Genomic DNA, 14,039 nt, shown 5'->3' with positions numbered 1-14,039 from the left:
GCAAGCCAGCTCCCACAGTGACCGCGTGCACCGCTGGACCTGTGGGAGCTGGCTTGCCAGCGATGAGGCACTAAAAAGCAATGGAGATCTAGCTGCGCTCCAGCGCATTCACCAGGTCATGGAAGGCTTCCCGGTTGGAGTCGTTCAACCCCATCAGGATCTTGTGCGCCTCCAGCACCTTGGAGCGCACCACTTCTTCGTCCTGGTCCTGGGACGGCAGGTCGGTCAGGCACTCGGGACACGGGATCGGCCGGTCGACGATGTTGAACACCTGGTCGAAGCCCATCGATTGCAGCAGGCGGGTGATGTCGGCGTGGGTGGTGACCACGGTCGGCAGCAGGCCAACCTTCTGCCGCGACAGGATCGACAGCTTGGCCAGCAGGCCGAGGGTGGTGCTGTCGATGCTCTGGGTTTCCGTCAGATCGATGACGATCGCCGAGAAATTCAGCGCGGTGAAGATCTTTTCAATAGTTGCATCCAGCGCCGAACACAGGGTCAGGCGCACTTCACCGACAAATTTCAGAACAAAGGTGCCGCTCTGTTCGGCGAACTGGATTCTACCGGTACTCATTGAAGGTTCCTGCTCAACACCAATAGGGCGATATCATCCGGCATCTCCCCAAGCGTAGCCAATTCGAATCGTCGGCGCAGGCCATCCAGGCTGCCACCCGCGTCCCTGATGATCTCAGGCAGGGCCGCTTCTTTATCTTTGAGTGTCTCACCGGGCAAAAGGTCAAGAATGCCGTCGGAGAGCAGGGTCAGGCTGAAGGTTTCCGGCAACTCCAGAACGTGGTCCTGGTAGGTCGCCTCGTCGAACAGCCCGACCGGCAGGCCACGGCCTTCAAGGTAACGGCCCTGCCCCGGGGTGAACAGCACCGGCAACGGCAGGTGGCCGCCGATGGAGTAGGTCAGCAGGCCCGTGTCTTCGTCGATGACACCACCGACCATGGTCACGTGCTTGCCCAGCTTGCAGTTGATCAGTCCGCGGTTGATGTGGCCAAGCACTTCCGAAGGCTTGAAATCACGCAGCGAACCGGCGCGCTTGAATTCGAAGAGCAAGCGGGTGGTCATGAACTTCAGCAGCACCGTGACGAACGCCGACGACGCGCCATGGCCGGAAACGTCCGCCAGGTAGAACGCGATACGCCGATCGTCGACCCGGAAGTAGTCGGCAAAGTCACCGGACAGGTACAGCGATGGAATGATCTGGTGCTCGAAGGCGAACCCGCCACAGTGCCATGGGCTTTCCGGGAGCATGTTCATCTGCACCTGGCGGCCGGCGGTCTGGTCTTCCTGCAGCAGGTGCAGGCTGGCCTCGAGTTCGCGGTTGGCGGCTTCGAGCTTTTCCCGGTAGCGCTGGTTTTCCAGGATCAGGCGCGCACGGTCGAGGGCCCGATGAACCGAATGCTCGAGAACGGCGAGGTCTTCCAGGGGCTTGATCAGGTAATCGGCGGCACCAAGGCGCAGGGCTTCGACGGCATCGTTCATCACCCCGGCACCGGAGACCACGATCACCGGCAGGTCGGGCGCGCGCTCGGTGACCTGGCGAATCAGCTCCAGCCCGCCCATTTGCGGCATGCGCAAATCGCAGATCACAAGGTCGGGCCGATCCTGTTCGAACACTTCGAGACCCTGCTGGCCATTGCTTGCCTGCAGGACACTGAAACCGCTGTCTTCCAGATAGGCGGCGAGACTCTCGCGCACCACGTCGTCGTCATCGATTATCAGCAGCGTTGCACTGGTTTTCTGCATGTGGGCAAACGGCGCCAGAAATAGGTTGGCGTAGGTGGCTCGACAGGCTGGAGCTCACGTACTGGATTCTCTTCTAGCCACTCTGCTTTTCCGGGTTGCGGGTAGGAAAGAACCGACCGACAACAGACAGAGGTGCCCTGTAAGGCGCAGACGGTACTCCCATCCGTCAGGCGTTTCAAGCATGTGGCGACGCTCTCGCAGCGCTCTTCACAACGCAAATCACCGGGAGTTATAAAAACCCCATTTCTCGCAACTCAATGGAAGGTTCGAGGGAGATCCCGCTTCAAGCTCCAAGCTCCAAGCCATAAGAAAAAGCAGCCCGCACAGCCCTTAAGTACGCAGCAAAATCCGCAAATCCAAAAGAAAAAAGCCACAACCTGCAAAGCGAGTCAGTGGCAGCGCCGCGGACTCTCTTGCAGCTTGTGGCTTGGAGCTTGAAGCCTGGTTCAACGCATTTCGCAACAATAATCAGAAGTCGTCTTCGACCTGACCATCCTTGACCTTGAACTCGCGGTTCTGCAGGTAGGCGTTGCGGATGAACGTGTACTTGTCGCCACGGATCATCTTTTCCGCCTGCAGCAGGCTGGCACGCATGTCCACGATGTCGACCGCACGAATGGTGTTGCGGGTCGGCACGTGGTCGATGTACTGGTAGGGTTCGGTGTAGGTGTCCGGGTACTTGGCCACGGCATCGCGCACGGTGCTCGGGCCGAGCAGCGGCAGCATCACGTACGGACCGCTGCCCACGCCCCAGTAGCCGAGGGTCTGGCCGAAGTCTTCGTCGTTGCGTTGCAGGCCCATCCTGGTACCCACGTCGAAGAAGCCGCCGATACCGAAGGTGGTGTTGACGATCAGCCGCGCCGTGTCCACGCCCGCCGCGTAGGGCTTGAGCTGGAGGATGTTGTTGGCGAGGTTGGTCACGTCACCCAGGTTCTGGAAGATGTTGTGCACGCCGTCCTGGAGGAACTGCGGCGTCACGTACTGGTAGCCCTGGGCGATGGGTTTCAGCGCGTAGGTGTCGACCGTGTCGTTGAAGCGGAAGATAGGCCGGTTGATGCTTTCCCAAGGATCCTCCTCGGTGGCCGCCTGGGCCGCAAGCGGCGCCAGCAGCGCGGTGGCGCAGACACTGGCCCGGAACAAACGATCGAGCACTCCCGTACCGATCCCACGCATAGCAATTCTCCTGGATGAACACTGAACGGAGCGGTGAAGCTCCTCGCCAAAGTGAGCAAGTATAAAGCCTGGCGAAGCCCGCGTCGCAAATAGTTGACGCGCCCGCCTTCACCCGTTCGTCACAAAACCGTCACTCGTACCGGGTAACGTCCCGCTATTTCAGGGATGTTGCCATGCCTCACGCCCCCGCCTTCACTGCGCTGTTGTTCGGACTCCGTGGCTGCCTGGTCGATTTCGGCGGGAGCAGCCAGGAGGCGGCCCGGGATGTTCAGCCCACCCCCGGCGCTCTCGATGTGCTTGCCTGGCTGCGTCGGCATGAGGTGCCCTGCGCCTGGCTCGACGATGTCGCGCCGGATCATGGCAAGCGCCTCAGCCATGCCCTGCCCGCCTGGCTGCAGGCGATCCATCACGGCGACGCCAAGCCGTGGCCCGCCCCCGATTCCTGCTGGAAGGCGCTGATGCAGATCGAAGCCGGCCAGCTCGATGGCTGCGTGCTGATCAGCGGCGAGCCGCGCCTGCTCCAGGCCGGCCTCAACGCCGGGCTGTGGACCATTGGCCTGGCGGCCTGCGGACCGTTGTGCGGGTTGCCGGAAGACGAGTGGCAGGCACTGGACGACAAGCAGCGCGAACACAAGCGTGGCAAGGCCACCTTGCAGTTGTTCGGGCTGGGGGTGCATTCGGTGATCGACCACCTCCAGGAACTGGAGGACTGCCTGGCGGATATCAGCCAGCGCCGGCTCAAGGGCGAGAAGCCCTGATCGGGATCATGCAATTCGCGGCGCCGTGGATTAATCTGTCAAACGTCGCATGGACCTTTCGTCAGCGCTGAAGGTCCATGGCTGTGCCTATTGATAGAAGGGAAATCGCCATGTCCAACAGCGATCTGCAACACCAGCTCGACACCCTGCGCCAGCAACTGGAGCAGGACCCGCCGCTCTCTGAAGAAGAGCGCATCCACCTGCATGAACTGATGCAGCAGATCGACGCCCAGATCAAGCTCGAGGCCGCGACCCAGGACAACAACCTGGTGGACGGGGTGAACCTGGCGGTGGAACGCTTCGAGGTTGACCATCCGGGGCTTACGGCGACGCTGCGCAATATCGTGCAGAGCCTGCAGAGCATGGGAATCTAATCCAAAAGAGCCCCGCGGACCCTGAGCCTCAAGCCTCAAGCTGCAAGAAAAAGCAGGCCGTGTGATGACTGCTTTTTCTTGCAGCTTGAAGCTTGAGGCTTGAGGCTTGAGGCTCAGCGTCCCCGGGGCTCTTAAGATAATTGTTACTGCCGCACCAACCGCCGGTTATCCACCTCGACCGCACCCAGGCTCCGGTACGGATTGATATCCAGCCCACCCCGCCGCACATAGCGCGCATACACCGTCAGGTGCTCCGGATCGAGCAAGCGCTTGAGGTCCAGCCAGATTCGCTCCACACACTGCTCATGGAAGTCCGCATGCTGGCGGAAGCTGATCAGGTAGGTCAGCAGGCTCGCCGCATCCAGTTCCGGCCCGCGATACTCCACCACCACGCTGCCCCAGTCCGGCTGGCCGGTGACCGGGCAGTTGGATTTCAGCAGATGGCTGTGCAGCACCTGGTCGACCACCTTGTCCTTGTTGCAACGCAGCAGTTCCGGCTGCGGCTGCTCGTAGTTGCTGATACTGACGTCGAGCTCGTCGATGCACTGCCCCGGCAGGCTCACCACCCCCTCCGCCGACACCTCACCGAGGCTGCGAATACGCACGCCCACCGGCTTGCCGGCAGCGGCACTGAGGTCTTTGACCAGGCAGGCCTGAAGCTCCGAAACCGAGCCGAACGGCGTCTGGTTCAGCGAGTTGAGATAAAGCTTGAACGACTTGGATTCGATGATGTTCGGCGAGTCGGCGGGAATGGCGAACTCGCCGATGGCCACCACCGGCTTGCCCGACGGCAACAACCACGACAGCTCGAAGCAGTTCCAGAAATCGACGCCCTGCCACGGCAGGCTGTCGCCGCTGACGCCCAGCTCCGCCCATTTCGCCAGGCGCGGGATGGGGAACAGCAGGGACGGGGTGTAGGTGGAGACGTATTCGCTGGATTTACCCAGCGGGGAGTGTTCTGCAGCGGGGTGCATGGCTCAAACCTGAAGGACGAAATTGCCCTAGTTTATCGGGTTTGAGCCATGGATGGCTCACTGGGCGATATTCAGCTTGCCGACCATGCCCGCCTGGTAGTGCCCGGGCACGTTGCAGGCGAACTCGATGGGCGCGGACTGGCTGAAGGTCCAGGTCAGCTCGCCACGCTGGCCGGGCTGGACCATGACCATGTTCGGGTCGTTGTGCTGCATGCCATGCTCCATGCCGCCATGGCCCATCTTCGAATGGTCCATCTGCGCCATTTCCAGCATCTCTTTCTGATGCGCCGCATGCATCGCGGCATCGCCGAGATTGAACTCGTGGGCCACCTGGCCCTTGTTGATCACCACGAAACGCACGGTTTCACCGGCCTTGACGTCAAGGCTGCGCGGTTCGAAATACATGTCGCCCAGGGTCACTTCGACCGTGCGCGTAGCCTTGGCCGCCGCTGCCGGCTGGCCGAAGGCGAAACCGTGGTCTGGCGCAGCCATCACCGGCAGGCTGAACAAGGCAAGAACAGCAGCTGTGAGTGCAAGTTTCATCGGGGTACCTCGTAGCGATCGATTCATGCCGCCAGTGTGCGAGGATCGCGCTGGCGCGGACCTGACAAACAGATTACAACTTTGTCAGCTTCGCCCTGCCCTCGCACCGGACAGGTATAACGTTAGCGTCACCCCAAGCCGAGAAACCCATGAAACTGCTGATAGTCGAAGACCAGGCCAAGACCGGCCAGTACCTGCGCCAGGGCCTCAGCGAAGCCGGGTTCAGTACCGAACTGGCCAGCGACGGCGAGACCGGCCAGTTCATGGCACTGACCGGCGACCACGACCTGCTGATCCTCGATGTGATGCTGCCCGGCCGCGACGGCTGGCAGATCCTCCAGGCAGTGCGCGAGTCCGGCAACGGCGTGCCGGTGCTTTTCCTCACTGCCCGCGATGCCGTCGAGGACCGGGTCCACGGCCTGGAACTGGGCGCCGACGATTACCTGGTCAAGCCCTTCGCCTTCTCCGAACTGCTGGCCCGGGTCCGTACCCTGCTGCGTCGCGGCAGCAATCCGGCGCAGGACACCACCCTGGGTCTGGCCGACCTGCGCCTCGACCTGATCCGCCGCCGGGTCGAACGCGCCGGGCAGCGCCTGGACCTGACCGCCAAGGAGTTCGCCCTGCTCGAACTGCTGCTGCGCCGCCAGGGCGAGGTGCTGCCCAAGTCGCTGATCGCCTCGCAGGTCTGGGACATGAATTTCGACAGCGACACCAATGTCATCGAAGTGGCAATCCGCCGCCTGCGCCTGAAGATCGACGATGCCCACGACAACAAGCTGATCCATACCGTGCGCGGCATGGGCTACGTCCTCGAAGAGCGCCAGGCCTGATGCCGCGCCTGTCCCTCGGCGTTCGCCTCGCCCTGCTCTTCGCCGCCTGCACTGCCGTAGTCTCGCTGATCGCCGGGATTCTCTTCAGCCGCGCCAGCGAGGCGCATTTCGTCGAGCTGGACCAGCAACTGCTGAGCAGCCGCCTGCCGGTGCTGCAACGCCTCCTCGACGGTGTCGACAGCCCGGCGAGCCTCGAACCCCGCCTTGCCGAGCTGAAGGACGAACTGGCCCACCAGACCGACCTTGCCCTGCGCCTGCGCGGCCCCGATGGCAGCCTCTGGTTCGCCAGCCGCAACAACCTGCCGGACAGCAGCGCCCAACCGGGCCTGAGCACCCTGCACGCCGAACATGCCGACTATCGCGCTCTTGGAGTGCCGCTGCCGGGCGTACAACTGACCCTGTTCCTCGATATCACCCACCACCAGCATTTCCTCCAGCGTATGCAGCACCTGATCTGGCTGACCGTCAGCCTCAGCGCCCTGGCTACCGCGCTGCTCGGTGCCTGGGCCGCGCGCAGTGGCTTGCGTCCGCTGCGGCGCATGGGCGAAGTGGCCGCCGGCGTGTCCGCACGCTCCCTGACCACGCGCCTGCCCGTCGAACAGATGCCCGTGGAACTGGCGGAACTGGCCGCCAGCATGAACGCCATGCTGGAACGCCTGGACGACGCCTTCCAACGGCTTTCGGCGTTCTCGGCGGATATCGCCCATGAACTGCGCACACCACTGTCCAACCTGCTGACCCACACCCAGGTCACCCTGACCCGCCCGCGCAGTCTCGACGAGTACCGCGAGGCGCTGCACGGCAACCTGGAAGAGCTGCAATGGATGGCGCAGATGGTCAACGACATGCTTTACCTGGCCAAGGCCGACCACGGCCTGCTGATGCCCAATCGCGAGCCGCTGGCGCTGCACGGGGAAGTGGATGCCTTGCTGGAGTACTACGGCGCGCTGGCCGAGGAGACGGGCGTCGGCTTGAGCCGCAGCGGCATAGCGACCCTTGCCGGTGACCGCCATATGCTGCGGCGGGCACTGTCCAACCTGCTGGACAACGCCCTGCGCTTCACCCCGGCGAACGGGGAGATCAGGGTGGGTATCGAGGAAAGCGGCGGGGAAATCCGCCTGGAAGTGGCCAATCGCGGCGAGCCGATCGATGCGGCGCAGTTGCCGCGCCTGTTCGACCGCTTCTACCGTGCCGACCCGGCGCGCCGGGCCGGAAGCAGCGAGCATGCCGGCCTGGGCCTGGCGATCACCCGCTCCATCGTCCACGCCCATGGCGGCAGCATCCGTGCGGAATCGGCGGCGGGCTGGACCCGATTCATCATCGAACTGCCCACCGCCTGATCGGGCTTACTCGTAACGCAGGGCCATCGCCGGCTCGACCTGCGAGGCACGCCAGGCCGGGTAGATGGTAGCCAGGAAGCTCATCACCAGGCCTGCGGTACAGATCAGCGCCACATCGCCCCATTGCAGTTCCGACGGCAGCGAGCTGATGAAGTACACGTCGGAGGTGAAGATATGCTGGCCGCTGACCCGCTCGATCCAGCCCACCACATCACTGACATTGAGCGCCAGCAGCACGCCCAGCACGCCGCCGATCAAGGTGCCGACCACACCGATCAGCGAGCCCTGGACCATGAAGGTGCCCATGATCTGCCCCGGCGTGGCGCCGATGGTGCGCAGGATGGCGATATCCGCGCCCTTGTCGTTCACCACCATGATCAGGGTGGCGATGATATTGAACGCCGCCACCGCGATGATCATCAGCAGCAACAGGCCGATCATGGTCTTTTCCATCTTCATCGCGCTGAACAGGCTGCCCTGGGTGTGGGTCCAGTCATCGGCGCGGTAGCCGTCGCCGAGGCTGCCGGCGATGGCGCCGGAGACCGTCGGCGCGGCGTACAGGTCCTTGATCTTCAGGCGCACGCTCTGCACCTGGTTTGGCTCCCAGCGCTGCATCTGCGCGGCATCGGCCACATGGATCATGGCCATGGAGCCGTCCAGCTCGGCGCCGACCTTGAAGATCCCGATCACGTTCAGGCGCTGCATGCGCGGGGTGATGCCGCCCGGCTCGTTGCTCACCTCCGGGACGATCAGGGTCAGCTTGTCACCGACATTCAGGCGGAAGCGCCGCGCGGTGATCTCGCCGATGACCACGCCAAACTCGCCGGGCTTCAGGTCTTCCAGGCTGCCCTGGACGATATGCTGGGTGACGATCGAGACCTTGCCTTCCTGGGCCGGGTCGATGCCGCTGATCTGGATCGGCTGCATCGACCCCTTGTAGGAGAGCATGCCCTCCATTTCGGTGAAGGGCACCGCAGCCAGCACCTCGGGGTTCTTCAGGGCGGCGGCGGCCACCGGCTGCCAGTCGTCCAGGGGCTTGACCCCGACGATCATGGCGTGGGGCACCATGCCGAGGATGCGCGAGCTCATTTCGCGCTGGAAGCCGTTCATCACCGAGAGCACGGTGATCATCGCCAACACGCCCAGGGACAGGCCGATCATCGAGGTCATGGAGATGAACGAGATGAAGTGGTTGCGGCGCTTGGCGCGGGTGTAGCGGGCGCCGATGAAAATGGACAAGGGTCTGAACATGAAGTGATGCACCCAGGCAAGGAAAACGACCAGGGCGCCCGGCTATGGCACGGGCGCCCGCCACGAGTCAGATCGACGCTTCAGATTGAAACCAGGCGCCCCTCTTCCAGGCGCAGCACACGGTCCATCTGGCGGGCCAGGTTGAGGTCATGGGTCACCACCAGGAAGGCGGTCTGCGACGAGGTGCTCAGCTCGCGCATCAGGTCCTGGATGCCCTGGGCGGTGTGCTGGTCGAGGTTGCCGGTGGGCTCGTCGAGCATCACCAGGCCGGGACGGTTGACCAGCGCCCGGGCGATCGCCACGCGCTGGCGCTCGCCACCGGACAGCTCGGCCGGCTTGTGACTCAGGCGGTGGCCGAGGCCGACGCGCTTGAGCAGGGCCTCGGCACGCTCGCGGGCTTCCGGGATCGCGGTGCGGCCGATCAGCAGCGGCATGCACACGTTCTCCAGGGCAGTAAACTCCGGCAGCAGGTGGTGGAACTGGTAGACGAAGCCCAGCGCGCGGTTGCGCAGCAGGCCGCGGGCACGCTCGCCGAGGGCCGACAGCTCCTCGCCGGCCAGCCACACGCTGCCCTGGCTCGGGGTGTCCAGGCCGCCCAGCAGGTTGAGCAAGGTACTCTTGCCCGAACCCGAGCTGCCGACGATGGCCACGCGCTCGCCGGGGAACAGTTCCAGTTGCAGGTTCGACAGCACCTGCACCGACTCCGGGCCTTCCTCATAGGATTTGCCCAGGTTGCGGCAACTCAGTACGGCTTTATCACTCATGCCCAACTCACTCATAACGAAGCGCCTCCGCAGGCTGGGTGCGTGCCGCACGCCAGGCCGGATACAGGGTGGCGAGGAAACTCAGGACCAGCGCCGCGCCGCAGACCATCCACACGTCCTCGGCCATGATCCGGGACGGCAGGTAGTCGATGAAGTAGACGTCGGCGTTGAGGAATTTGTGGCCGATCAGGGTTTCCAGACCGGCGATGGCGGCGCTGACGTTCAGGGCCGCGAGGATGCCGACCACGGCGCCGACGGCGGTGCCGAGCACACCGATGATGGTGCCCTGGACCATGAAGATCGCCATGATCTGCCGTGGCGTGGAACCCAGGGTGCGCAGGATGGCGATATCGCCGCGCTTGTCGTTCACCACCATGACCAGGGTGGAAATGATGTTGAACGCCGCGACCGCGACGATCAGCAGCAGAAGCAGGCCGATCATCGCCTTTTCCATGCGGATCGCCTGGTACAGGTTGCCGTAGCTGCGGGTCCAGTCGCGGGCGTAGAACTCCTGGTCGCCCAGCTGGCGAGCGATGTTGTAGGCATTGCGCGGGGCCTGGAACAGGTCGTCGAACTTCAGGCGCAGGCCCTGGACCTGGTCCGGCTTCCAGCGGTGCAGGCGCGACAGGTCGGCGATATTGGTCAGGCCCAGGTAGCCGTCGATTTCCCCGGCGCCGACATGGAAAGTGCCGACCACGGTGAAGCGCTTCATGCGCGGGAACATGCCGGCCGGGGTCACGGTGACCTCGGGGGCGACGAAGGTCAGCTTGTCGCCGATGCCGACGCCGAGTTTGGTCGCCGCCTTGTCGCCGATCATGATGCCGAAATCGCCCGGCGCCAGGTCCTCGAGGCGACCCTGCTGGATGAAGTCGCCGATAATCGAAACCTTGCGCTCCTGCGCCGGGTCAATACCGTTGAGCAGGACCTTCTGTACCTTGCCGTCGTGGGTCAGCAGGCCCTGCATCTGGGTAAAGGGCGCGACATCGAGCACCGAGGGATTCTGCTTTACTTTGTCGGCAAGGGCCGGCCAGTCGCCCAGCGGCTGCCCGGTCTCGAGGGTGGCGTGAGGGACCATGCCGAGGACGCGGGTACGCATCTCGTGGTCGAAGCCGTTCATGACCGAGAGCACCACGATCATCACCACCACGCCAAGGGCGAGGCCGATCATCGAGGTCAGGGAAATGAACGAGACGAAGTGGTTGCGACGCTTAGCACGGGTGTAGCGCGTGCCGATGTAGACGAAAAGAGGTCTGAACATGTCGGGGCTTGTTCGGATGAAAGAGGAACGTCCTTGTGGCGGGGTCAGGACAGCGGATTTACACTCAGACCACCGCCGTAACCATGGGTTCGCCATGTCGACATTAGATGAAGAAGATCGCCGCGAATACTACCGTATCGAGGATAGGATCGCACTGGAAATTAGCCCGCTGAGCGCGGCGGACGCCCTTGGCACAGACTTGTTGCAGGATGATTCACCGCTCTTCAATCTGCTCAGTGAACTGCACCTCAGCGAGTTCGAATCCCAGCACCTGCTGCGCCAGCTGAGCGAGAAGGACCGTACCCTCGCCGCCTTCCTCAAGGCCCAGAACAAACGCATCGACCTGCTCAGCGCGGTGCTCGCGCAAACCCTGATCGGCGAGGTCGGCGCGCCGCAGCCGGTGAAGCTGTCCGAGGGCGGCGTCGAGTTCAACAGTGCCGCGGCCTTCGACCCCGGCAGCCGCGTCGCCCTGAAGATGGTGCTGATGCCGCGCGCCTCCGGCCTGCTCCTGCGCGGCAAGGTCACCCATTGCGATAAACAGGCCGACGGCAGCTACGAGATCGGCACCGAATTCACCGACATGAGCGATGCCCAGCGCCAGTTGCTGGCCCGCTACATCCTGCAACGGCAGCAACAGCAACGCCGCCAGGCCCTGGAACAGACTGACCCGCCGGCCTCCTGAATCCCGGTTCTCCGTTTTTATCATTGAAGGAACAAACGTGACGCAGATCTACGGCCATCGCGGCGCCAAGGGCGAAGCCCCGGAAAACACCCTGACCAGCTTCCAGCAGTGCCTGCAGCACGGCGTGCGACGCTGCGAACTCGACCTGCACCTGTCGGCCGACAACGAGCTGATGGTGATCCATGACCCGACCCTGAAACGCACCACCGGCCGCCGTGGCAAGGTGGTGGAGCATCCGGCCGCCGACCTGGTGACCTACGACGCGCGCAAGGGTGGCCCGGGCTGGGTGCAGCCCTGCCCTATCCCGCGGCTTGAAGAGCTGTTCGAGAAATGCCCGTTCGAGCACTGGCAACTGGAGGTCAAGAGCGCCTCGCGGACCCGTGCGGCGACCACCGTGCTGGCGATTCGCGAAATGGCCCAGCGTTTCGGCCTGCTGGACAAGATCACCATCACCTCGAGTTCCCGCGAAGTGCTGGGCGCCGCCCAGGAACTGGTACCGGACATTTCCCGCGGCCTGGTGGCGGAATATGCCTGGCTCGACCCGCTGAAGGTCGCGCAGAACTATGGCTGTGAATTGCTTGCGCTGAACTGGACGCACTGCAGCCCCGAGCGCCTGATGAAAGCTCAGCGCCAGGGGCTGCATGTGTCGGTGTGGACGGTCAACGAACCGGCGCTGATGCGCCGGCTCGCCGACTTCGGCGTAGACAGCCTGATTACAGACTTTCCCGGTTTGGCCACTGCCACCCTCGGGAATCGCTGAAATCGATCTCCCCGGCCGGCTCAGGCCACCGGCCGGAGCCGCTCAAAAAAGCCGGTTCAGGCCGTCATAGGCCGCTACCCGATAGGCTTCGGCCATGGTCGGGTAGTTGAAGGTGGTGTTGACGAAATACTTGAGGGTATTGCGCTCACCCGGCTGGTCCATGATCGCCTGGCCGATATGCACGATCTCCGAAGCCTGGTAGCCGAAGCAGTGCACGCCGAGGATCTCCAGGGTTTCGCGGTGGAACAGGATCTTCAGCATGCCTTGCGGCTCGCCGGCGATCTGCGCCCGGGCCATGCTCTTGAAGAAGGCCTTGCCCACTTCATACGGCACCTTGGCCTGGGTCAGTTCCTGCTCGTTCTTGCCGATCGAGCTGATCTCCGGAATGGTGTAGATCCCGGTCGGCACGTCGTTGACGAAGCGCCAGCTGCCGTTGTCGACGATGCTGCCGGCGGCGGAGCGACCCTGGTCGTGGGCGGCACTGGCCAGGCTCGGCCAGCCGATCACGTCACCGGCACCGTAGATGTTCGGCACCTGGGTGCGGTAGGCCTCGTCGACCTCGATCTGGCCACGGCTGTTGACCTTGATGCCGATGTTCTCCAGGCCCAGCTTGTCGGTGTTGCCGGTGCGGCCGTTGCACCACAGCAAGGCGTCGGCCTTGATCTTCTTGCCCGACTTCAGGTGCAGGATCACACCGTTGTCCACACCCTCGACGCGCTCGTACTCTTCGTTGTGGCGCACGGTGATGTTGTTGTTGCTGAAGTGGTAGCTCAGGGCCTGGGAGATTTCCGAGTCGAGGAAGCTCAGCAGCTGGCCGCGGTTGTCCACCAGTTCCACCAGCACACCCAGGCCGCTGAAGATCGACGCGTATTCGCAACCGATCACCCCGGCGCCGTAGATGATCAGCTTGCGCGGGGTGTGGCCGAGGCTGAGGATGGTGTCGCTATCGTAGATACGCGGGTGGTGGAAATCGATATCGGCCGGGCGATACGGACGCGAACCGGTGGCGATGATGATGTGCTTGGCCACCAGCTTCTCGACCACGCCGTTGGCGCAGACCACTTCCACGGTCTGCTCGTCGGCGAAGCTGCCGGTGCCGACGAACACGTCGACGCGGTTACGGGCGTAGTAGCCGGTGCGCGAAGCGACCTGCTTGGAGATGACCTTCTCGGCGCTTTTCAGCACGTCGGGGAAGGAGAACCAGCGCGGCTCACCAATGGCCCGGAACATCGGGTTGGTGTTGAACTGCATGATCTGGCGCACCGAGTGACGCAGGGCCTTGGACGGGATGGTGCCCAGATGGGTGCAGTTGCCGCCGACCTGGCGACGGCTATCGACCATCGCGACCTTGCGTCCTGCTTTGGCAGCATTCATTGCCGCCCCTTCTCCTGCCGGGCCGGAACCCAGCACCACTACGTCGTAGTTGTAGACAGCCATGCGTACTCCTTCAGAACAGGCCCGGGCGCCACATCGGCGACCGGGGCATCATGGCGCACGGTTGGACGCCATGAAAAAATTCGGGTGCAGTCTAATCAAGCTTGAACGGCGCGCACATTAACCCTTGGTCGCGTCGTAGGCTA

Annotated in this window: 15 protein-coding genes; 6 read left to right on the top strand and 9 right to left on the bottom strand. The window is 63.5% G+C overall.

Features of this window, described 5'->3' with window-relative positions:
* Nucleotides 1-88: 88 nt before the first annotated feature.
* The 3 genes from rssC to PSEMO_RS10940 all read right to left on the bottom strand — a co-directional run bounded on the left by rssC (nt 89) and on the right by PSEMO_RS10940 (nt 2,925).
* On the bottom strand, nt 89-571 hold the full coding sequence (gene rssC / locus PSEMO_RS10950; protein WP_075803091.1) for an anti-sigma factor antagonist RssC: 483 nt from the start codon (nt 569-571) through the stop codon (nt 89-91).
* The gene (rssB, locus tag PSEMO_RS10945; protein ID WP_075803090.1) at nt 568-1,752 is read right to left on the bottom strand and encodes a two-component system response regulator RssB; all 1,185 of its coding nucleotides are present in this window, start codon (nt 1,750-1,752) and stop codon (nt 568-570) included. The genes rssC and rssB overlap by 4 nt, the downstream gene beginning before the upstream one ends.
* 468 nt (nt 1,753-2,220) lie before the next feature.
* Nucleotides 2,221-2,925, bottom strand: coding sequence for an MlaA family lipoprotein (locus PSEMO_RS10940; protein ID WP_075803089.1), 705 nt, complete (start codon nt 2,923-2,925; stop codon nt 2,221-2,223).
* A 173-nt stretch (nt 2,926-3,098) separates the two neighbouring features.
* On the opposite strand from PSEMO_RS10940, the gene PSEMO_RS10935 reads away from it, so the two are divergent.
* Nucleotides 3,099-3,683 carry a phosphonoacetaldehyde phosphonohydrolase-related protein gene (locus tag PSEMO_RS10935; RefSeq protein WP_075803088.1) on the top strand — a complete coding sequence of 195 codons (585 nt, stop codon included), beginning with the start codon at nt 3,099-3,101 and terminating at the stop codon, nt 3,681-3,683.
* Between the two features lie 110 nt (nt 3,684-3,793).
* A complete protein-coding gene (locus PSEMO_RS10930) occupies nt 3,794-4,057 on the top strand; it encodes a DUF4404 family protein (RefSeq protein ID WP_075803087.1) in 264 nt (87 codons plus the stop codon).
* Between the two features lie 143 nt (nt 4,058-4,200).
* On the opposite strand, the gene queF is transcribed toward PSEMO_RS10930, so the two are convergent.
* Nucleotides 4,201-5,031 carry an NADPH-dependent 7-cyano-7-deazaguanine reductase QueF gene (gene queF, locus PSEMO_RS10925; protein ID WP_075803086.1) on the bottom strand — a complete coding sequence of 277 codons (831 nt, stop codon included), beginning with the start codon at nt 5,029-5,031 and terminating at the stop codon, nt 4,201-4,203.
* A 57-nt stretch (nt 5,032-5,088) separates the two neighbouring features.
* Nucleotides 5,089-5,574: a cupredoxin domain-containing protein gene (locus PSEMO_RS10920; protein WP_075803085.1), complete on the bottom strand. Its 486-nt coding sequence runs from the start codon at nt 5,572-5,574 to the stop codon at nt 5,089-5,091.
* A 149-nt stretch (nt 5,575-5,723) separates the two neighbouring features.
* On the opposite strand from PSEMO_RS10920, the gene PSEMO_RS10915 reads away from it, so the two are divergent.
* On the top strand, nt 5,724-6,404 hold the full coding sequence (locus PSEMO_RS10915) for a heavy metal response regulator transcription factor (RefSeq protein WP_075803084.1): 681 nt from the start codon (nt 5,724-5,726) through the stop codon (nt 6,402-6,404).
* On the top strand, nt 6,401-7,744 hold the full coding sequence (locus PSEMO_RS10910) for a heavy metal sensor histidine kinase (protein WP_075803111.1): 1,344 nt from the start codon (nt 6,401-6,403) through the stop codon (nt 7,742-7,744). The genes PSEMO_RS10915 and PSEMO_RS10910 overlap by 4 nt, the downstream gene beginning before the upstream one ends.
* 6 nt (nt 7,745-7,750) lie before the next feature.
* On the opposite strand, the gene PSEMO_RS10905 is transcribed toward PSEMO_RS10910, so the two are convergent.
* The 3 genes from PSEMO_RS10905 to PSEMO_RS10895 form a co-directional block, all read right to left on the bottom strand.
* Nucleotides 7,751-8,995, bottom strand: a complete 1,245-nt coding sequence (locus PSEMO_RS10905; protein WP_075803083.1) for a lipoprotein-releasing ABC transporter permease subunit — start codon at nt 8,993-8,995, stop codon at nt 7,751-7,753.
* A gap of 80 nt (nt 8,996-9,075) precedes the next feature.
* Complete coding sequence (gene lolD, locus PSEMO_RS10900; RefSeq protein WP_178391988.1) at nt 9,076-9,759, bottom strand: lipoprotein-releasing ABC transporter ATP-binding protein LolD; 684 nt, start codon at nt 9,757-9,759, stop codon at nt 9,076-9,078.
* A gap of 7 nt (nt 9,760-9,766) precedes the next feature.
* Complete coding sequence (locus tag PSEMO_RS10895) at nt 9,767-11,017, bottom strand: lipoprotein-releasing ABC transporter permease subunit (RefSeq protein WP_075803081.1); 1,251 nt, start codon at nt 11,015-11,017, stop codon at nt 9,767-9,769.
* A 94-nt stretch (nt 11,018-11,111) separates the two neighbouring features.
* On the opposite strand from PSEMO_RS10895, the gene PSEMO_RS10890 reads away from it, so the two are divergent.
* Entirely contained in the window at nt 11,112-11,699 is a 588-nt protein-coding gene (locus PSEMO_RS10890) for a PilZ domain-containing protein (protein ID WP_075803080.1), read from the top strand.
* 37 nt (nt 11,700-11,736) lie between these two features.
* The gene (locus tag PSEMO_RS10885; protein WP_075803079.1) at nt 11,737-12,459 is read left to right on the top strand and encodes a glycerophosphodiester phosphodiesterase; all 723 of its coding nucleotides are present in this window, start codon (nt 11,737-11,739) and stop codon (nt 12,457-12,459) included.
* 42 nt (nt 12,460-12,501) lie between these two features.
* On the opposite strand, the gene sthA is transcribed toward PSEMO_RS10885, so the two are convergent.
* A complete protein-coding gene (gene sthA, locus PSEMO_RS10880) occupies nt 12,502-13,896 on the bottom strand; it encodes a Si-specific NAD(P)(+) transhydrogenase (RefSeq protein WP_075803078.1) in 1,395 nt (464 codons plus the stop codon).
* Between the last annotated feature and the right edge of the window lie 143 nt (nt 13,897-14,039).

Origin of the sequence: Pseudomonas putida (genome assembly GCF_001941965.1) — a bacterium.
Classification (GTDB): Bacteria; Pseudomonadota; Gammaproteobacteria; order Pseudomonadales; family Pseudomonadaceae; genus Aquipseudomonas; species Aquipseudomonas putida_L.
The sequence above is the reverse complement of the archived record's forward strand: the minus strand, read 5'-3'. Positions and strand labels throughout refer to the sequence as shown.

Excerpts from the sequence above, each read along its gene's own strand:
- rssC (WP_075803091.1), bottom strand. The coding sequence starts at position 571 with ATGAGTACCGGTAGAATCCAGTTCGCCGAACAGAGCGGCACCTTTGTT.
- PSEMO_RS10935 (WP_075803088.1), top strand. The coding sequence starts at position 3,099 with ATGCCTCACGCCCCCGCCTTCACTGCGCTGTTGTTCGGACTCCGTGGC.
- PSEMO_RS10940 (WP_075803089.1), bottom strand. The coding sequence starts at position 2,925 with ATGCGTGGGATCGGTACGGGAGTGCTCGATCGTTTGTTCCGGGCCAGT.
- sthA (WP_075803078.1), bottom strand. The coding sequence starts at position 13,896 with ATGGCTGTCTACAACTACGACGTAGTGGTGCTGGGTTCCGGCCCGGCA.
- PSEMO_RS10915 (WP_075803084.1), top strand. The coding sequence starts at position 5,724 with ATGAAACTGCTGATAGTCGAAGACCAGGCCAAGACCGGCCAGTACCTG.
- PSEMO_RS10920 (WP_075803085.1), bottom strand. The coding sequence starts at position 5,574 with ATGAAACTTGCACTCACAGCTGCTGTTCTTGCCTTGTTCAGCCTGCCG.
- PSEMO_RS10930 (WP_075803087.1), top strand. The coding sequence starts at position 3,794 with ATGTCCAACAGCGATCTGCAACACCAGCTCGACACCCTGCGCCAGCAA.
- rssB (WP_075803090.1), bottom strand. The coding sequence starts at position 1,752 with ATGCAGAAAACCAGTGCAACGCTGCTGATAATCGATGACGACGACGTG.
- queF (WP_075803086.1), bottom strand. The coding sequence starts at position 5,031 with ATGCACCCCGCTGCAGAACACTCCCCGCTGGGTAAATCCAGCGAATAC.
- lolD (WP_178391988.1), bottom strand. The coding sequence starts at position 9,759 with ATGAGTGATAAAGCCGTACTGAGTTGCCGCAACCTGGGCAAATCCTAT.
- PSEMO_RS10890 (WP_075803080.1), top strand. The coding sequence starts at position 11,112 with ATGTCGACATTAGATGAAGAAGATCGCCGCGAATACTACCGTATCGAG.
- PSEMO_RS10895 (WP_075803081.1), bottom strand. The coding sequence starts at position 11,017 with ATGTTCAGACCTCTTTTCGTCTACATCGGCACGCGCTACACCCGTGCT.
- PSEMO_RS10905 (WP_075803083.1), bottom strand. The coding sequence starts at position 8,995 with ATGTTCAGACCCTTGTCCATTTTCATCGGCGCCCGCTACACCCGCGCC.